The organism is Gilliamella sp. M0364 (assembly GCF_016100565.1).
GTDB lineage: Bacteria > Pseudomonadota > Gammaproteobacteria > Enterobacterales > Orbaceae > Gilliamella > Gilliamella apis.
Map to the genome: position 1 here is coordinate 1 of NZ_JACFSF010000008.1, position 15,977 is coordinate 15,977.

The 15,977-nt window shown below is 35.4% G+C and carries 16 protein-coding genes and 1 pseudogene; 13 read left to right on the top strand and 4 right to left on the bottom strand.

Annotated elements, in window-relative coordinates:
• Positions 1–98 (top strand): annotated as a pseudogene (locus H3U96_RS09100) (elongation factor Tu); the annotation flags it as partial.
• 380 nt (positions 99–478) lie between these two features.
• Positions 479–2,542 carry a TonB-dependent receptor domain-containing protein gene (locus H3U96_RS09105; protein ID WP_198196375.1) on the top strand — a complete coding sequence of 688 codons (2,064 nt, stop codon included), beginning with the start codon at positions 479–481 and terminating at the stop codon, positions 2,540–2,542.
• Positions 2,543–2,581: 39 nt separating this feature from the next.
• Here H3U96_RS09105 and H3U96_RS09110 read toward each other — a convergent pair whose 3' ends face one another.
• Positions 2,582–3,295, bottom strand: a complete 714-nt coding sequence (locus H3U96_RS09110; protein WP_086321046.1) for a Crp/Fnr family transcriptional regulator — start codon at positions 3,293–3,295, stop codon at positions 2,582–2,584.
• A gap of 215 nt (positions 3,296–3,510) precedes the next feature.
• Here H3U96_RS09110 and H3U96_RS09115 point away from each other — a divergent pair, with 215 nt between their 5' ends.
• From H3U96_RS09115 to ispC, 10 genes are all read left to right on the top strand, one after another.
• Positions 3,511–3,858, top strand: coding sequence for a cupin domain-containing protein (locus tag H3U96_RS09115; protein ID WP_065579136.1), 348 nt, complete (start codon positions 3,511–3,513; stop codon positions 3,856–3,858).
• A 14-nt stretch (positions 3,859–3,872) separates the two neighbouring features.
• Positions 3,873–4,643, top strand: a complete 771-nt coding sequence (locus H3U96_RS09120) for a class I SAM-dependent methyltransferase (protein ID WP_065613727.1) — start codon at positions 3,873–3,875, stop codon at positions 4,641–4,643.
• A gap of 95 nt (positions 4,644–4,738) precedes the next feature.
• Positions 4,739–5,074 carry a zinc ribbon domain-containing protein YjdM gene (locus H3U96_RS09125; protein ID WP_065579134.1) on the top strand — a complete coding sequence of 112 codons (336 nt, stop codon included), beginning with the start codon at positions 4,739–4,741 and terminating at the stop codon, positions 5,072–5,074.
• Between the two features lie 356 nt (positions 5,075–5,430).
• The gene (rpsB, locus tag H3U96_RS09130) at positions 5,431–6,168 is read left to right on the top strand and encodes a 30S ribosomal protein S2 (RefSeq protein ID WP_065579133.1); all 738 of its coding nucleotides are present in this window, start codon (positions 5,431–5,433) and stop codon (positions 6,166–6,168) included.
• An 84-nt stretch (positions 6,169–6,252) separates the two neighbouring features.
• Complete coding sequence (tsf, locus tag H3U96_RS09135) at positions 6,253–7,113, top strand: translation elongation factor Ts (RefSeq protein ID WP_065579132.1); 861 nt, start codon at positions 6,253–6,255, stop codon at positions 7,111–7,113.
• 119 nt (positions 7,114–7,232) lie between these two features.
• Complete coding sequence (pyrH, locus tag H3U96_RS09140; RefSeq protein ID WP_065579131.1) at positions 7,233–7,967, top strand: UMP kinase; 735 nt, start codon at positions 7,233–7,235, stop codon at positions 7,965–7,967.
• A 27-nt stretch (positions 7,968–7,994) separates the two neighbouring features.
• Positions 7,995–8,552: a ribosome recycling factor gene (gene frr / locus H3U96_RS09145; protein WP_065579130.1), complete on the top strand. Its 558-nt coding sequence runs from the start codon at positions 7,995–7,997 to the stop codon at positions 8,550–8,552.
• A gap of 238 nt (positions 8,553–8,790) precedes the next feature.
• Positions 8,791–9,456 (top strand): deoxyribose-phosphate aldolase, encoded by a 666-nt coding sequence (gene deoC / locus H3U96_RS09150; protein ID WP_065579129.1) that lies wholly within the window; start codon positions 8,791–8,793, stop codon positions 9,454–9,456.
• A 59-nt stretch (positions 9,457–9,515) separates the two neighbouring features.
• Complete coding sequence (gene deoR / locus H3U96_RS09155; protein ID WP_198196377.1) at positions 9,516–10,277, top strand: DNA-binding transcriptional repressor DeoR; 762 nt, start codon at positions 9,516–9,518, stop codon at positions 10,275–10,277.
• Between the two features lies 1 nt (position 10,278).
• On the top strand, positions 10,279–11,457 hold the full coding sequence (gene ispC / locus H3U96_RS09160; protein WP_065579127.1) for a 1-deoxy-D-xylulose-5-phosphate reductoisomerase: 1,179 nt from the start codon (positions 10,279–10,281) through the stop codon (positions 11,455–11,457).
• Between the two features lie 21 nt (positions 11,458–11,478).
• On the opposite strand, the gene H3U96_RS09165 is transcribed toward ispC, so the two are convergent.
• Entirely contained in the window at positions 11,479–12,042 is a 564-nt protein-coding gene (locus H3U96_RS09165) for a sugar O-acetyltransferase (protein ID WP_370545645.1), read from the bottom strand.
• On the bottom strand, positions 12,043–13,002 hold the full coding sequence (locus tag H3U96_RS09170) for an aminoimidazole riboside kinase (RefSeq protein WP_198196381.1): 960 nt from the start codon (positions 13,000–13,002) through the stop codon (positions 12,043–12,045).
• 291 nt (positions 13,003–13,293) lie between these two features.
• On the opposite strand from H3U96_RS09170, the gene H3U96_RS09175 reads away from it, so the two are divergent.
• On the top strand, positions 13,294–14,763 hold the full coding sequence (locus H3U96_RS09175) for a glycoside hydrolase family 32 protein (protein WP_086361491.1): 1,470 nt from the start codon (positions 13,294–13,296) through the stop codon (positions 14,761–14,763).
• A 40-nt stretch (positions 14,764–14,803) separates the two neighbouring features.
• Here the strand turns inward: H3U96_RS09175 and H3U96_RS09180 are convergent, their stop codons facing one another.
• Complete coding sequence (locus H3U96_RS09180) at positions 14,804–15,808, bottom strand: LacI family DNA-binding transcriptional regulator (RefSeq protein ID WP_086360769.1); 1,005 nt, start codon at positions 15,806–15,808, stop codon at positions 14,804–14,806.
• Positions 15,809–15,977 lie beyond the last annotated feature (169 nt).

The window sequence follows — 15,977 nt, forward strand, 5'->3', positions numbered from 1 at the left end:
TAATTCACCCAATCGCAATGGCAGACGGTTTACGTTTCGCTATCCGTGAAGGTGGTCGTACTGTTGGTGCTGGTGTTGTTGCTAAAGTTATCAAATAATTTAAGCGTAACTAAAGAGCATGTTAAATGCTCTTATCAGTTCCAAAAAGGTGCACTCTGTGCACCTTTTTTATTGTCCTCAATATTTAACTAAACGAATTAAACAGGTTAATTAACCTATTTAGACCTAGGTATCAAGCTAAAGGCGATATCAGTGAAGATGCAGCTATATATAGCTGCTAAAGGCATTACCAAAACTAAGAAAAAGCAACTAAGAAAAATAATTTATACTATTATTCTTGATTGACAAAAGCCTGAGATAATCTATTCCTTAAACTTTTATTGTTTATTTTTTGTTATATTTGACAAATGTCATAGTGTTTCTTGTTTTTGTGTAAATAATAATCATTATCATTAAATCGAATGAGAAGTGAGATGTTATGTGCAGAAAAAATAAAGTTATTCAAATAAGTATATTAACCCTATTCTATTCGCCTATGATGTTTAGCGGTTATGCATTAGCCGAGACAAGTCATGATACAATTATTGTTACCCCTAATGATAGTGATAATAGAAAAAATTCATTGTCTCCGACTTTTCAGCAGGAACAAGTTAAACAGAAACAAACTGCTGGGGCAACTAACTTAATCATTCCAGAACAGGAAAATAGATTATCCACACTACAAGATGCGCTTGATTATCAACCTGGAATTATTATTCAAAACTTTTTTGGCGGTACAGATCAACCAAGATTAAACATTCGTGGTTCCGGAGTGCAAAGTGCCCCGCTATCACGAGGTGTCTTACTATTACAAGATGGGCTACCTATCACGGATGCTGATGGTGATTTCCATATTAGTACCTTAGATATGCGTGAAGCTCGGTTAATTTCAGTTTACCGTGGAGCCAATAATACCCATCCTCAAGCTAATAGTTTAGGGGGAGAATTGAATTTCATCTCCTACACAGGAAAAGATGAACTTGGTAGTGCTCGTTATGAATATGGAGCATTTGGTCGAGAAGCCGCGCAAATCGCATTAGGTCATAGCGGTTATGATATGGATGGTCGCATTAGCCTATCTTATGACCATTTTGATGGTTATCGAGATCATTCAACCTCGCAACGGAAAACAGTTCGATCTAACTTTGGTTATAGTAATGAAAACTTTGAAAATAGAACATGGTTAAGTTGGACAGATTTACGTTTTGATATTCCAGGACCTTTATCGCAACGTAAAAGCAAAAGTGATCCAACGAGTATTTTTAAAGTTGTGCAAATGCGAGATCCGCATCGTAATGTTCAACAGGGGCGTATTGCTAACCGCGCAAATTGGACTTTAGACAACCAAGCGATTGAGCTAGGTTTATGGTATCAGCGTACACATGATAATTTTGTTACACCAACCGATTATGTTTTAAGTGATAGTAACACTATTGGTAGTCAATTAACTTATAATATGACCTTTGATAATTTTAGCTATCGATCAGCTCTCGCATGGGATAAAACCAATCTTGATCGTCAATTATTGATGAATCGACGTCATACCAAAATGAATAAACGTTCACTGGGAAAATATGATGCTACCGCAGAAAACGTATATGGATCCATTGGTTCCTCATGGCAAATCAACAATGAATGGCAACTCAATTTAGATACTAAAATTACGCATGCCAAACGAGAGGTTGATGCGCGGCACAATAAAAACGCCCTTGATCAAGCATGGACATTTTGGTCACCTAAATTAGGGGTAATTTGGAATCAAACAAATGATACGCGATTTTATGCCAATTTAAGCACCAGTAACGAACCCGCATCCTTTCGTGAAATTATTACTAGCGATGGCATGAAAGCCAAAATTAACAAATTAAATCGTCAAAAAGGCATTACTGCTGAAATTGGTGGTAATGGTAAGATAACCCAAGAATTAAACTGGGATATTGCTTTATATAGAAGCATCATTAAAGATGAATATATTACCACTTACGACACAGGTGGAACGGCAATAGGGGTATTTAATTATGGTGCCAAAACACGTCATCAAGGGATAGAAGCAGGCCTAAAAGGACTAATACCTTCAGTTTTTATTTCTGGCGATATTGAATATCGTCTAGCTTGGACGTATAACGATTTTCGTTTTATGGGTGGCGAATATAATCGTAATTATATTGCCGGCATCCCAAGAAATACGATTACTGCAGAAATTTTATATAAATATGATAACTGGACACTTGGCCCCAATATTCACTGGTCCCCAACTAATACGCCGGTTGATCATGCCAATAATATGAATGTTCAATACCGAGATAAATATGTAGCTTTAGGCTTTAAAATTAATTATCAAAATCCTAATGGTTGGTCGGCTTATTTAACTGCAGATAACCTAACCAACAAACATTATGCTACCGCCTCGGTTGCTAATAATGTAGTAAAATCAAAACAAGAAAATACTTTATTCCCAGCTATGGGATTCAATCTCAATAGTGGGCTTGTTTATCACTTCTAAAAAAGTGTATCTGACAGTAATGCTGTCAGATACAGCTACTTAAAATGAACGTTGTGAAGGAAGCGTAAGCTGGTGAAGATAGGTTCTCTTTAAAATTGTTACCTGATTCAATTTAATTTCAATTATTTTTTGTTTACGCCAACTAGAAATTAGTCGGCTTAACGTTTCATAACGGATACCGAGCTTAGTTGCCAATTGACTGCGTGATATTGGTAACACAAAACTTGTATCTTGTTTCGAAGATAACGATAAAATATAAGCAGCTAAACGCTGTTCTGCCGAACTGGATGTTAACCAATCGATGTTATTAATTTGTTCGTATAGTTTAGTACTAAATTGCACTAACAAGCGTTGCATAACAATAGGATTATTCATACAAACTTGTAATACGCTATTTTTTTCAAGTAATAATAATGAGCAATTAGTTTTTGCTCGAATTGTCATGGGAAAGCGATTATGAGGCATAAACACTGCAGCAATGGCAACTAATTCATAAGGCGAAAAAATCCCAAAAACTTTTTCTTCACCTAAATAAGTATTTCTAAATACCTCAACTTTACCAGCAAGAACCAAAGAACAACCAGAAAAAGGCATACCTTCATAACTAATTAGCTCACCGGTACTAAATTCCATATAACTAGCATTTTCAAGGATTGGTATTAATGCATCAGTGGTTAACCCATCAAACATTTTTACATTATTTAACCAAGTTAAAATCTCATCTTGAGTTGGTATATTTTTGACAAATGTCATAGGGATTGCCTAATAATAACTTTAGAATGACTTCAATATAATTGATAATAATTCTTATTTCAATAAATAAAGCCCTATTATTAATTATCAATAACCATATGAAATATAATGTTTTTTAACAATAATAATTTAACCACTTATAACCTATATCATAAGCATTGACCAAAATAACAATTATATTTTGTTTTGCACTTACTGAAAAACAGGAGCATCTTATGCCAAATAATACTATTCCTCCAGCACAAGAACTAAATTTAGCTTCATTAATTAAACAAACGGAGCAAGGTATTGCTAGTCGAGTATTAGCTAAAACATCTGGTGGTAACTTAACCTTATTTGCTTTTGATAAAGGACAAGGGCTCTCTGAACATAGTGCACCATTTGATGCGATCGTTATGGTCATAGAAGGGCAATTAAATTTAATTATTGATGGCAAACCAGTTAAAGCTGAACCAGGAACGATAGTAAAAATGCCAGCTAATATCCCTCATGCTGTTGAAGCACCAATACCAGCAAAAATGCTATTAATTATGTTGAGAGAAATCACATTAAAGACTAATTAAACTAAGGATAGACAATGGAACAAATTAAAAAAGAAGCTGGCCATAAATTTCTTGCTCGTTTAGGGAAAACAAGGTTACGCCCAGGGGGAAAGAAAGCTACGGAATGGTTATTTAAACAAGCAGAATTTACGCCACAAAGCCAAGTGTTAGAGATCGCATGCAATATGGGCACGACCTCTATCGAAATAGCTAAGCGATTTAAATGCCATATTATTGGTATCGACATGGATAAAATGGCATTAGAGAAAGCCAAACAAAATGTTATTAAAAATAATGTTAGTCAGTTAGTCGATATACAACAAGCCGACGCTTCCAAATTACCTTTCCCTGATAACAGCTTTGATATTGTAATTAATGAAGCGATGTTAACCATGTATGCAGACAAAGCGAAAGCTCGCTTACTCAGCGAGTATTTTCGAGTATTAAAACCAGGTGGAAAATTATTAACGCATGACATTATGTTAGTAAATCCAGAAAACTCTCAAGACGTCACGGCACAGATTCATAATGCGATCAATGTTAATGCACAGCCTATGAGTCATGATGAATGGATTAATCTTTTTTCAACTATAGGATTTATCAATATAAAATCAGAACATGCCGCTATGACGTTAATGTCACCACGAGGTATGATTACCGATGAAGGATTTTTTGGTGCAATCAAAATTGTTGGTAATGCATTACATAAACAAAATCGACCACAATTTATCAAAATGTTTAAAACATTTAGAAAAAATAAAAAATACCTTAATTACATTGCTATCTGTAGTGTCAAACCGAAATAATAAAAAACTATTAGGTATAGCTGAATATCATGACTAAATAGTCTTTTTTTGCTATAGTGGACATCATTTTATTTAATTTGGATTAATGAAAAACTATGGAATCTATACCTAATTGCCCGGCTTGCCAATCTGAACACACTTACCACGATGGTACTTTTTATGTTTGTCCGGAATGTGCACACGAATGGGATCCAAATCAAGAAACTTCGACAACCGATGAATTACAAGTTAAAGATAGCAATGGTAATTTGTTAGTTGATGGCGATGATATTATTTTGATTAAAGATTTAAAATTAAAAGGCTCATCAACCGTCCTCAAAAAAGGGGCTAAAGCTAAAGGCATTCGTCTAGTAGACGGTGACCACGAAATTGATTGTAAAATTGATGGCATGAAAGTAATGCTTAAAGCTTGTTTTGTTAAAAAGGCTTAATGATTTAAAGCAACATGCAACTTTTTTAATATAAGCTAATAAATTGACTTTGTTAGCTTATATCGTTATTTTTCCAGACCAAATCCACAACCTTTAATAAAAAACTAATATTTCATCACCTATAAAAATAAATACTTCTGGTAATCTTAATTTAAATGTGGTATAAAACGCGCGCTATATTTCAGATTATTTTTATTGAAAATAATAATGAAACATCAGCATAAAATTTAATAATTAATTAACGTTATAACACACACATATCATTACTCTTTGCCGGGGTGCCTTTTACTTAAAGTAATAAGGTCGGATAAAGCGGATATGTGGAGGCATAACCCCAACGTAAAAATGAGGAAATCATGACTACAGTATCAATGCGCGATATGTTACAAGCAGGTGTACACTTTGGACACCAAACTCGTTATTGGAACCCAAAAATGAAACCATTTATTTTTGGTGCTCGTAACAAAGTTCACATCATCAATCTTGAAAAAACAGTACCAATGTTCAATGAAGCATTAGCTGAATTAAACAAAGTTGCTGCGCGTAAAGGTAAAATTCTATTTGTTGGTACAAAACGTGCTGCAAGTGAAGCAATTAAACAAGCAGCAGAAAGCTGTGGACAATACTACGTTAATCACCGTTGGTTAGGTGGTATGTTGACTAACTGGAAAACAGTACGTCAATCAATCAAACGTTTAAAAGATTTAGAAACACAAGCTAATGATGGTACATTTGATAAATTAACCAAGAAAGAAGCACTTATGCGTGCTCGTGAAATGGCTAAATTAGAAAATAGCTTGGGTGGAATTAAAAATATGGGTGGCTTACCCGATGTGATTTTTGTTATTGGTGCAGACCATGAACATATCGCAATCAAAGAAGCTAACAATTTAGGTATTCCAGTCATTGCTGTTGTTGATACTAACTCAGATCCAGATGGTATTGATTACATTGTTCCTGGTAATGATGACGCAATCCGTGCAATTCAATTATATGCAAATGCAGTTGCTGAAGCAGTACGTTCAGGTCGTGAACAAAACCAATCTCCAGTATCTGAAGAAAGCTTTGTTGAAGAAGCTCCAGCAGCAGAATAATAAACTCAAATATTTTCAGGGTCGATAATATCGTCGACCCATTCTAATGAAAATCATCATAATGGTTAAATAGAGGATTTTAAAATGGCTGAAGTTACCGCTTCTATGGTAAAAGAACTGCGCGAAAGAACTGGCGCAGGTATGATGGAATGTAAAAAAGCATTAGTTGAAGCAAATGGTGATATCGATCTTGCTATCGACAACATGCGTAAATCTGGTCAAGCCAAAGCAGCTAAAAAAGCAGGTCGTGTGGCAGCTGAAGGTGTAATTATTTCTAAAATTTCAGCAGATAAAAAAGTTGGTGTTATTTTAGAAATTAACTGTGAAACTGACTTTGTTGCTAAAGATGCTGGTTTCTTAGAATTCAGTGATAAAGTAGCAACAGCTGCTTTAAATGATAAAATCACTGATATTGCAGCTTTACAAGCAAAATTTGAAGAAGAACGTACTGCATTAGTTGCTAAAATTGGTGAAAACATCGGCATCCGTCGTGTTCAACAAATTACTGGCGATGTAGTTGGTAGTTATCAACACGGTGCACGTATTGGTGTTTTAGTTGCAGCTAACAGTGGTTGTGATGAAGAATTAGTTAAACACATTGCAATGCACATTGCAGCAAGCAAACCAGAATATGTTGACCCTAGCGATGTACCTGCAGATGTGGTTGAGCATGAACGTAATATTCAAATTGATATTGCAATGCAATCTGGTAAACCTCGTGAAATCGCAGAAAAAATGGTTGAAGGCCGTATGCGTAAATTCACTGGTGAAGTATCACTTACTGGTCAACCATTTGTAATGGATCCAAGCAAAACAGTTGGTGATTTACTTACTGAGAAAAAAGCGACTGTTGCATCATTTATCCGCTTTGAAGTGGGTGAAGGTATCGAAAAAGTCGAAGTTGATTTTGCAGCAGAAGTGGCTGCGATGTCGAAACAATCTTAATTGTTTTATCAAAACCGCCTTCATGGCGGTTTTGTTTATCCACAAAATATTTTAAAATGATTGCCGGCTAGTTATGCTAGCTTTTTAAGTAATTAAATAACGAAATAGTGAGACTTCATATGGTAACCCCTTTCTATAAACGTATCCTTCTCAAACTTAGTGGTGAAGCGCTGCAAGGTGATGAAGGTTTTGGTATTGATCCAACCGTTCTTGATCGTATGGCTCAAGAAATTAAAGAACTTATCGACATGGGAGTTCAGGTTGCTGTTGTTATTGGGGGTGGTAATCTATTTCGTGGTGCAGGACTTGCTAAAGCAGGCATGAATCGTGTTGTTGGTGACCATATGGGTATGCTTGCCACAGTAATGAACGGTCTTGCTATGCGTGATGCATTGCACCGAATTGAAGTTAATGCCCGTTTGATGTCGGCAATTCCATTAAACGGCGTTTGTGATGATTATCGCTGGACTGAAGCAATCAGCTTGCTTAAACATGGTAAGGTCGTTATCCTTTCGGCTGGAACCGGTAACCCATTTTTCACAACTGACTCAGCAGCCTGTTTAAGAGGTATTGAAATTGAAGCTGATGTGGTTTTAAAAGCAACCAAAGTTGATGGTGTTTATTCAGCCGATCCGGTAAAAGATCCTAATGCAACACTTTATAAAACACTTAATTACGAGAAAGTGTTAGATGATGAATTAAAAGTGATGGATTTAGCCGCATTTACATTGGCTCGTGATCATAATCTACCAATTTGTGTGTTTAATATGAATAAACCGGGTGCATTACGTCGCGTCATTCTAGGCGAATCAGAAGGAACATTAATCAATAATCAGGCTACAGTTAGCTGCTAGTCTTATTTATTTAAAAAGGTTTTTATTATGCTAAATGAGATTCAAAAAGAAGCGCAAGAGCGCATGGAAAAAAGTATTGATGCGTTTCAGAATCATATTTCTAAAATTAGAACTGGTCGTGCATCGCCAAGTTTATTAGATGGCATTATGGTTGAGTATTATGGTAGCCCAACACCACTTCGTCAATTAGCCAATATCGTTGCTGAAGATGCAAGAACCCTTGCAATTACAGTATTTGATAAATCATTAACACCATTAATTGAAAAAGCAATTTTAACTTCAGATTTAGGATTAAATCCGGCATCAGCGGGGACCGTTATTCGAGTTCCTCTGCCACCGCTTACTGAAGAGCGCCGTCGTGATTTAACTAAAATTGTTCGTGGTGAGGCAGAGCAAGGCCGTGTATCGATCCGTAATATCCGTCGTGATGCCAATGATCAAATCAAAGCATTATTGAAAGATAAAGAAATTTCTGAAGATGATGAACGTAAATCACAAGATTTAATTCAAAAAGCTACTGATGCTGCTATTAAAAAATTAGATGCAGTACTTGCTGAGAAAGAGAAAGAATTAATGGAATTCTAATCTATTTCACAAATTCATAAATACCATTTTGACGCCCAATTTTATTAAATTGGGCGTTTTTATTTATTTCTTTAACATATTAATAGCAGTTGTTATATTTCAAATTCTCACAAATTAGCGATATAATGTTATAAAAGTAACATTATTTGGTTATATTTGTTATTTTTATAACATTACTATTTACAGATTAACAAAATTAACTAGATTTAACATTAATAAAAAATTTAAGGAACCCCTTATGGATTATGCAAAGTATATTGATCATACTTTATTAGCGATGAATGCGACTGAAGATCAGATTCGAAAACTCTGTGATGAAGCAAAAGAATATCATTTTTATTCTGTGTGCGTTAATTCTGGCTATGTACCTTTAGTGGCAGAGTTATTAAAAGGTAGTGATGTAAAAGTATGTTCAGTAGTCGGTTTTCCACTTGGTGCTATGCTTACGTCAGCTAAAGCTTATGAAACAGAAATGGCTGTTAAAGCTGGTGCAGAAGAAATTGACATGGTAATCAATGTCGGTTGGCTAAAAAGCAATAATTGGGATGCAGTTAAAAATGATATCGAAGCGGTATTCAAAGCCTGCGGTTCAGTACCATTAAAAGTTATTTTAGAAACTTGCTTATTAACCAAAGAAGAAATTGTTAAAGTTTGTACAATTTGTAAAGATATTGGAGTTGCTTTTGTCAAAACATCTACCGGCTTTAGTACTTCTGGGGCAACAGTTGAAGATGTAAAATTAATGCGTGAAACAGTCGGTGAAAATATGGGCGTAAAAGCGTCTGGTGGTATTCGTGATCGTATGACTGCCGAAAAAATGGTTCAAGCTGGTGCAAATCGTTTAGGCGCAAGTGCTGGTATTGCAATCGTTTCAGGTAACAGTACATCATCTAGCAATTACTAATCAATCATAACAATAAGTTACATATATATTATGTAGCTTATTGTTATTTAGGAAAAACAATGGAAACTCAACCACAAAAAAGAATAAATGAACTCCTTGAAATCCTAAAAAACACTGACAAGATCCACCTAAAAGCAGCGGCTGAACAATTAGCCGTGTCAGAAATGACTATCAGGCGTGATCTTAACAATTACCCCTCCTCATTAATTGTCTTAGGTGGCTATATTGTCAATGAAGACCGTCATTCAATCGCAAAGTATTTCGTTTCAGATCAGCAGGATAAGCAAGTTGAAGAAAAAGCTTATATTGCAAAACTTGTTAGTCAATTTATCAATGAAAACGATACAATATTTTTTGATTGTGGCACCACCATGCCTTTTATCATTAATGCAATAGATAATGATATTGCATTTACTGCTATCTGTTATTCATTAAATAGTTTATTGGCACTACAACATAAACCGAAATGTAAAATTATTTTATGTGGCGGTCATTATCAACTCAATAATGCTATCTTCACAAGTGTAAATCAGCACAATCAATTAGATTCTATATGTCCGAATAAAGCATTTATTTCAGCTGCTGGTATCGATTTGCAACAAGGGGTAACTTGTTATCATTTTGAAGAATTAGATATGAAGCAACAAGCAATGAAAAAATCAGCGCAAAAAATATTGATTGCCGATCATACTAAATTTAATCAAATAAAGCCGGCATTTATTAGTGAATTGACTTTGTTCGATCAGATAATTACTGATAAACTGCCCGATGAAAAATTTGTCTCTTTTTTTAATGAAAACAACATAAGTTTAATTTACTAATATGAAAAATATCACAATTTTAGGCTCAACTGGTTCAATAGGTTGCAGCACTTTGGCCGTTATTCGACAAAATCCAGATTTATTTAAAGCATTTGCTTTAACTGGTGGGCAGAATGTTGGCAAAATGACTGAACAATGTTTGGAATTTAGGCCAAATTATGTCGCAATGGCTGATGAAGAAGCAGCACAGCAACTTAGAAAAAATCTCGTAGACCTAAAATTAAATATTGAAGTATTTCATGGTCAACAAGCTATATGCGATTTAGCAGAGCTTACTGAAGTAGATATGGTAATGGCAGCTATAGTCGGGGCTGCAGGATTAAAACCTACCCTTGCCGCCATTAAAAAAGGCAAACGGATTTTGTTAGCCAATAAAGAATCTTTGGTAACTTGTGGCCATTTATTTATGCAGGCAGTTAAACAATATGGAGCACAGTTATTACCAGTTGATAGTGAGCACAATGCAATCTTTCAGAGCCTCCCATCAGAAGTTCAACAAAATTTAGGATTTGCTAATTTAGCCGATTATGGCATCACCAAAATTGTCCTAACCGGTTCAGGAGGACCATTTCGAGATTTACCGTTAAATCAATTAACCACAGTTACGCCTGAACAAGCGGTTGCTCATCCTAATTGGTCAATGGGTAAGAAAATCTCTATCGATTCGGCCACCATGATGAATAAAGGACTAGAATATATTGAAGCCCGTTGGCTATTTAATGCTAGTGCTGACGAGATGGAAATTATAATTCATCCACAATCAATAATACATTCAATGGTTCGTTACCAAGATGGTAGCGTAATTGCCGAGCTCGGAATGCCTGATATGTGTACACCAATTGCTTATGCAATGTCTTACCCTGCTAGAATTTCATCAAGCGTGCCGGCATTAGATTTTACGCAAATTTCCTCACTGACTTTTTCTCAACCCGATTTTAACCGTTATCCTTGTTTAAAATTAGCGATTGATGCATTTAATCAAGGACAAGCGGCAACAACGGCACTTAATGCGGCTAATGAAATGGCGGTAGCAGCATTTTTACAAAACAAAATCGGCTTTATGGATATTGCTAAACAGGTAGCAACGGTTTTAGAAACACTTGATTTTCCTGAACCAACCACGATTGAAGACGTATTTGCTATCGATCTGTGGGCAAGACAAACCTGCGCAAGCTTATAGCAATCGGCCAAAAAGTTAAGATCATTCCCCTGCTAACTTTTTATGAACTCGGCAGGGACACCCCATAGCAATAACATTGCTAGGTATATCACGATCAACAATGCTTCCGGCAGCAATAACACTATTATCACCAATTGTTACACCCGGTAATACAATAACATTACCGCCAATCCAAACGTTATTACCGATTGTTATTGGTTTGGCAAACTCTAAACCACTACTCCTTGTTTGGCTATCAAGTGGATGACCTGAAGTATAAAAACCGCAATTAGGCGCGACAAGCACATTATCACCAAATGTTACTTTAGCTGCGTCTAATATAATACAATTAAAATTAGCAAAAAAATCCTCGCCGATTTCAATATTATAGCCGTAATCACACTGAAAACCTGGCATTATGGTAAATTTCCGTTTCGTTTTTCCTAATAATGTCTTGAATAATTGTTGCCGTTTATCAATAGCACTTGGCGATAATTGATTTAACTGAAAACAGATATCTTGGGCATAAAGCCGTTCATTTTCAAGTTTATCGATACTAGGATCATAAAGTAGTCCTGTTAGCATTTTTTGTTTTTCTGTCATTATTTACACCATTTGTTTAGCAATTAGCGCTGGGTTATCACTAATAAAGGATTGTAAAAATGCACTATCCGGTAATGCTGTTAATGCGCCTTTTTTAGTAGTAGCCAATGCCCCACAAGCGCTAGCTATCGTCATCATACTTTCTAACATTAATTTATCTTCCGGCATTCCCGATGAAGCAATACTACTAAGTAATCCAGCAACAAATGCATCGCCTGCTCCTGTTGTATCAATACTATTAACGTGGAAAGAGTCAAAACTAAACGTTTTACCTTGCCATAACACAATACTACCGTCTTTACCTTTAGTGATTAATTTAAGCGGTGCATTATAATGTTGTTGTAGTTTATTAAGTGCTACATGCCACTCTTGACTTTCCGTTAACCAAAATAGCTCTTCATCAGAAAGTTTAAGAATGTCAGCATCATGGCAGAATTGGGTGATAACGGAGCGCATTTCAGTTTTATCTTGCCACATTTGTTCACGCAAATTGATATCAAAACTAATCAAACCATTTTTAGCAGTCAGTTTTTCAATAGCTGTTTTTAATGTTTGTCGACAGGTTGTGCCAACTAACGCCAAAGAACAAAAATGTAAAATGTCCTGATTAAAATCCGGCAATGCTTGTTCAGATAAAAATTGATCAGCTGAAGGCGAAACAAGAAAAGTGAAACTACGTTCACCATTGTCTCCTAAATCAACTACCACTGTACTCGTTCTATGCTCATCGTCCTTTTCCAGACTTTGGCAATCCACATGATGTTCACAAAAAGTCTTCTCCATAAAGTGACCAAATGGGTCATTACCCACTCTACCAATAAAACCTGAAGGAAGTCCTAACTTAGCAATACCGATAGCAACATTTGCTGGGGCTCCACCTGCACAGGCTCGATAGTTCATTTCACCAAATGGCAGTAAGTCAATAACGGCATCACCAAGAGACCATACTTTTGTATTTTTCATTTTGTCACTCATATTATTGTTAAAAGAGATTGAATCTATGTAACACGACTAATGTTATTGCACTATACTTTTCGATTAAATTAGTTAATTAATGACTAATTAATTGATATGCTGATAATCAATATTAATAATAAACTAAATCATTTATAAAAAAAATCATTGTTAACGTTAAAAATATGTGACTAGTATCACATAAATTAACGTTTATATTATTATAAGTTAACGTTAACAAATGTTTTAAGGTAGTATGTAACTATATTAACTTAACTCAATTTGAACGAAGGTAATGTTATGAATACTGCAATTGATAAAGCAAACCAAGCTGTAGAAAAACTAGAACAACAAATAAATAAACAGTATTTCCCTCATTTTCATTTAGCACCGCAAGCTGGCTGGATGAACGATCCCAATGGTTTAGTTTATTATAAAGGGCAATATCATGCCTTTTACCAACATCATCCTTATGATGAAAATTGGGGACCGATGCATTGGGGTCATGCGGTAAGTGATGATCTGATTACATGGCGAAGATTACCCATTGCTATTGCACCCGATCATGATTATGACCAAAGCGGCTGTTTCTCTGGCTCTGCCGTAGATAATAATGGTGAACTGTGTTTAATTTACACTGGTCATATCTGGCTAAATGGTCAAGGCAATGATGAACATATTCGTGAAACCCAATGTCTTGCTACCAGTAAAGATGGTGTTCATTTTGAAAAACATGGTACTGTGCTGACACCCAAAGAAGGGATTATGCATTTTCGTGATCCTAAAGTTTGGCAACAACAAGGAAAATGGTGGATGGTGGTTGGGCAACGAGAAGCCAATGACATCGGGCAAGTATTGCTTTATCGCTCAACTGACTTAAAAGATTGGATATTTGATCAAGTACTTATCAGTGATATTGATCCTAATGTTTATATGCTTGAATGTCCTGACTTTTTCCCATTGGGTGATAAATGGATCTTGATGTTTTCACCGCAAGGCATGCACGCTAAAGGTTATCAATACCGGAATCGATTCCAATCGGGGTATATTGTTGGCGATTGGCAACCTGGTAAACCATTTACTGTCATTAAATCATTCCAAGAGATGGATTTTGGTCATGATTTTTATGCACCACAATCATTTCTTGCCGCTGATGGTCGCCGAATTGTATTTGCATGGATGGATATGTGGGAGTCAAAAATGCCAAGTAAACACGATAAATGGATGGGGGCATTTACTCTACCACGTGAATTAATTCTAGACCGCCAAAACAAAGTTCGTAACCGACCAGTAAAAGAACTTGAAGCTTTGCGAGAAAAACCGCAATTATTAACCAATATCACATTAAATAATGAATTAAAAAATACCGATATCGAGTCAATTAGTTGTGAACTTAATGTTGAAATTGATTTAGCCAATAGTAATGCCGAACGTTTTGGCTTACAACTCGCTGCCACCTCAGATGGTAAACAAGCTACATTATTGTATATTGACTTGCAATCTAATCGACTGGTTCTTGATCGAAGCCTTTCTGGACTCGATTTAAAAGGTTATCGCAGCGTGCCATTACCAAGAAACAAAAAAGTAACATTGCATATTTTTGTGGATGCATCATCAGTCGAGGTTTTCGTCAACAAAGATTTATATAGTCTTTCAAGCCGTATTTATCCAAAATTACCAGCTACACGTTTAATTAATTTATTTGCTGAAAATGGACAAGCAAGAATTAGCAAATTAGAAAGCTGGCAATTAAAATCTATTTATCAATAATTGATAATAAAAACCACCATATTATGGTGGTTTTTTTACTCTAGACAGATTCTCGTGCTAAATAAGGCGATGGGATATGCGTGACATTTTTTTCGCTTAGGCCATTAATGATATGTAATGCAGCGGCTTGTCCTATTTCGTAATGAGGTAATTGCACGGTAGTTAGTGCAGGATAAAAAAGCTCACCAGTGCCAACCATATTATCATACCCAAGAACGGCGATATCCTTCGGTATATGAAACCCTTTGCTAAGTAAAAATTGATATGCAACAAAAGCTATGCGGTCATTACCGCAGATCAATACGTCAAAATCAGGTTTTTTAATACAATGTTTTGCTAAGATCTCTACCGTCATCATATACTCTAACGCAAGATTATCAGGGGATATAGACGTATGATAGCTTGTGATATCCGCTAAATCATTACCTGCATCTAGCCATGCTTGTTCAACCGCTTTACGTCTAATTTTACCAGCTAAGGTATTTTCTGATAAATAGATGCAGAGTGGTTTTTTATAGCCTTTGTTGATCACGTTTTGCATGGCTTGATACTGACCAGAATAATCATCAGGAATGTAACAAGCAAGTTGTTCTGAATCACTAATACAATTGGCTAATACTAGATTCTTACCTAATAGTTTTTCAGGTAGTTCAACTTTTCTTAATCCCATTGTGGTATAAATAATACCATTAGGCCGATAAGATAAAAGCGTATTAATCGCATGATCAGCATCTTTATCATCAAATAAATTGACAATAAATGTATTCCAACCATGTTGCTGTGCCGTTTTTTCTATTGCCTGAAGTAATTCAACTGAAAATGGTGTCGTTGCCGTTTCTAATGCCAGCACACCAATAGCATGTGGTCCTGAATTATCACCTCGAATTTTACGTGCCGATAAATCGGGCACATAATTCAATTCTTCAATAGCTTTCTTCACTTTTTTATAAGTTTGTTTATTTAATTTTTCAGGATTATTAATCGCTCTAGACACTGTCATCAATGAAACAGATGCCAGTTTAGCCACATCCTTTAGTGAAGCCATAGTTGGATCCTTTTACTCAGCATAAAAATAATTAATATTTAGTTAGTGTGATGATACCACAAATAAAAATGATAAAAAGTGTGAGGAAAGTAACATTTATGAGATCTGATTGTATCTATTTTATTTCAATTATGACCATAATGTTAACATTAACATGTTAACGTTAAAC

Bases quoted from the DNA above. Each gene is read 5' to 3' on its own strand.
- rpsB (WP_065579133.1), top strand. From the start codon at position 5,431: ATGACTACAGTATCAATGCGCGATATGTTACAAGCAGGTGTACACTTT.
- frr (WP_065579130.1), top strand. From the start codon at position 7,995: ATGCTAAATGAGATTCAAAAAGAAGCGCAAGAGCGCATGGAAAAAAGT.
- H3U96_RS09170 (WP_198196381.1), bottom strand. From the start codon at position 13,002: ATGAAAAATACAAAAGTATGGTCTCTTGGTGATGCCGTTATTGACTTA.
- tsf (WP_065579132.1), top strand. From the start codon at position 6,253: ATGGCTGAAGTTACCGCTTCTATGGTAAAAGAACTGCGCGAAAGAACT.
- deoC (WP_065579129.1), top strand. From the start codon at position 8,791: ATGGATTATGCAAAGTATATTGATCATACTTTATTAGCGATGAATGCG.
- H3U96_RS09115 (WP_065579136.1), top strand. From the start codon at position 3,511: ATGCCAAATAATACTATTCCTCCAGCACAAGAACTAAATTTAGCTTCA.
- deoR (WP_198196377.1), top strand. From the start codon at position 9,516: ATGGAAACTCAACCACAAAAAAGAATAAATGAACTCCTTGAAATCCTA.
- H3U96_RS09105 (WP_198196375.1), top strand. From the start codon at position 479: ATGTGCAGAAAAAATAAAGTTATTCAAATAAGTATATTAACCCTATTC.
- pyrH (WP_065579131.1), top strand. From the start codon at position 7,233: ATGGTAACCCCTTTCTATAAACGTATCCTTCTCAAACTTAGTGGTGAA.
- H3U96_RS09120 (WP_065613727.1), top strand. From the start codon at position 3,873: ATGGAACAAATTAAAAAAGAAGCTGGCCATAAATTTCTTGCTCGTTTA.
- H3U96_RS09180 (WP_086360769.1), bottom strand. From the start codon at position 15,808: ATGGCTTCACTAAAGGATGTGGCTAAACTGGCATCTGTTTCATTGATG.
- H3U96_RS09110 (WP_086321046.1), bottom strand. From the start codon at position 3,295: ATGACATTTGTCAAAAATATACCAACTCAAGATGAGATTTTAACTTGG.
- H3U96_RS09125 (WP_065579134.1), top strand. From the start codon at position 4,739: ATGGAATCTATACCTAATTGCCCGGCTTGCCAATCTGAACACACTTAC.
- ispC (WP_065579127.1), top strand. From the start codon at position 10,279: ATGAAAAATATCACAATTTTAGGCTCAACTGGTTCAATAGGTTGCAGC.
- H3U96_RS09175 (WP_086361491.1), top strand. From the start codon at position 13,294: ATGAATACTGCAATTGATAAAGCAAACCAAGCTGTAGAAAAACTAGAA.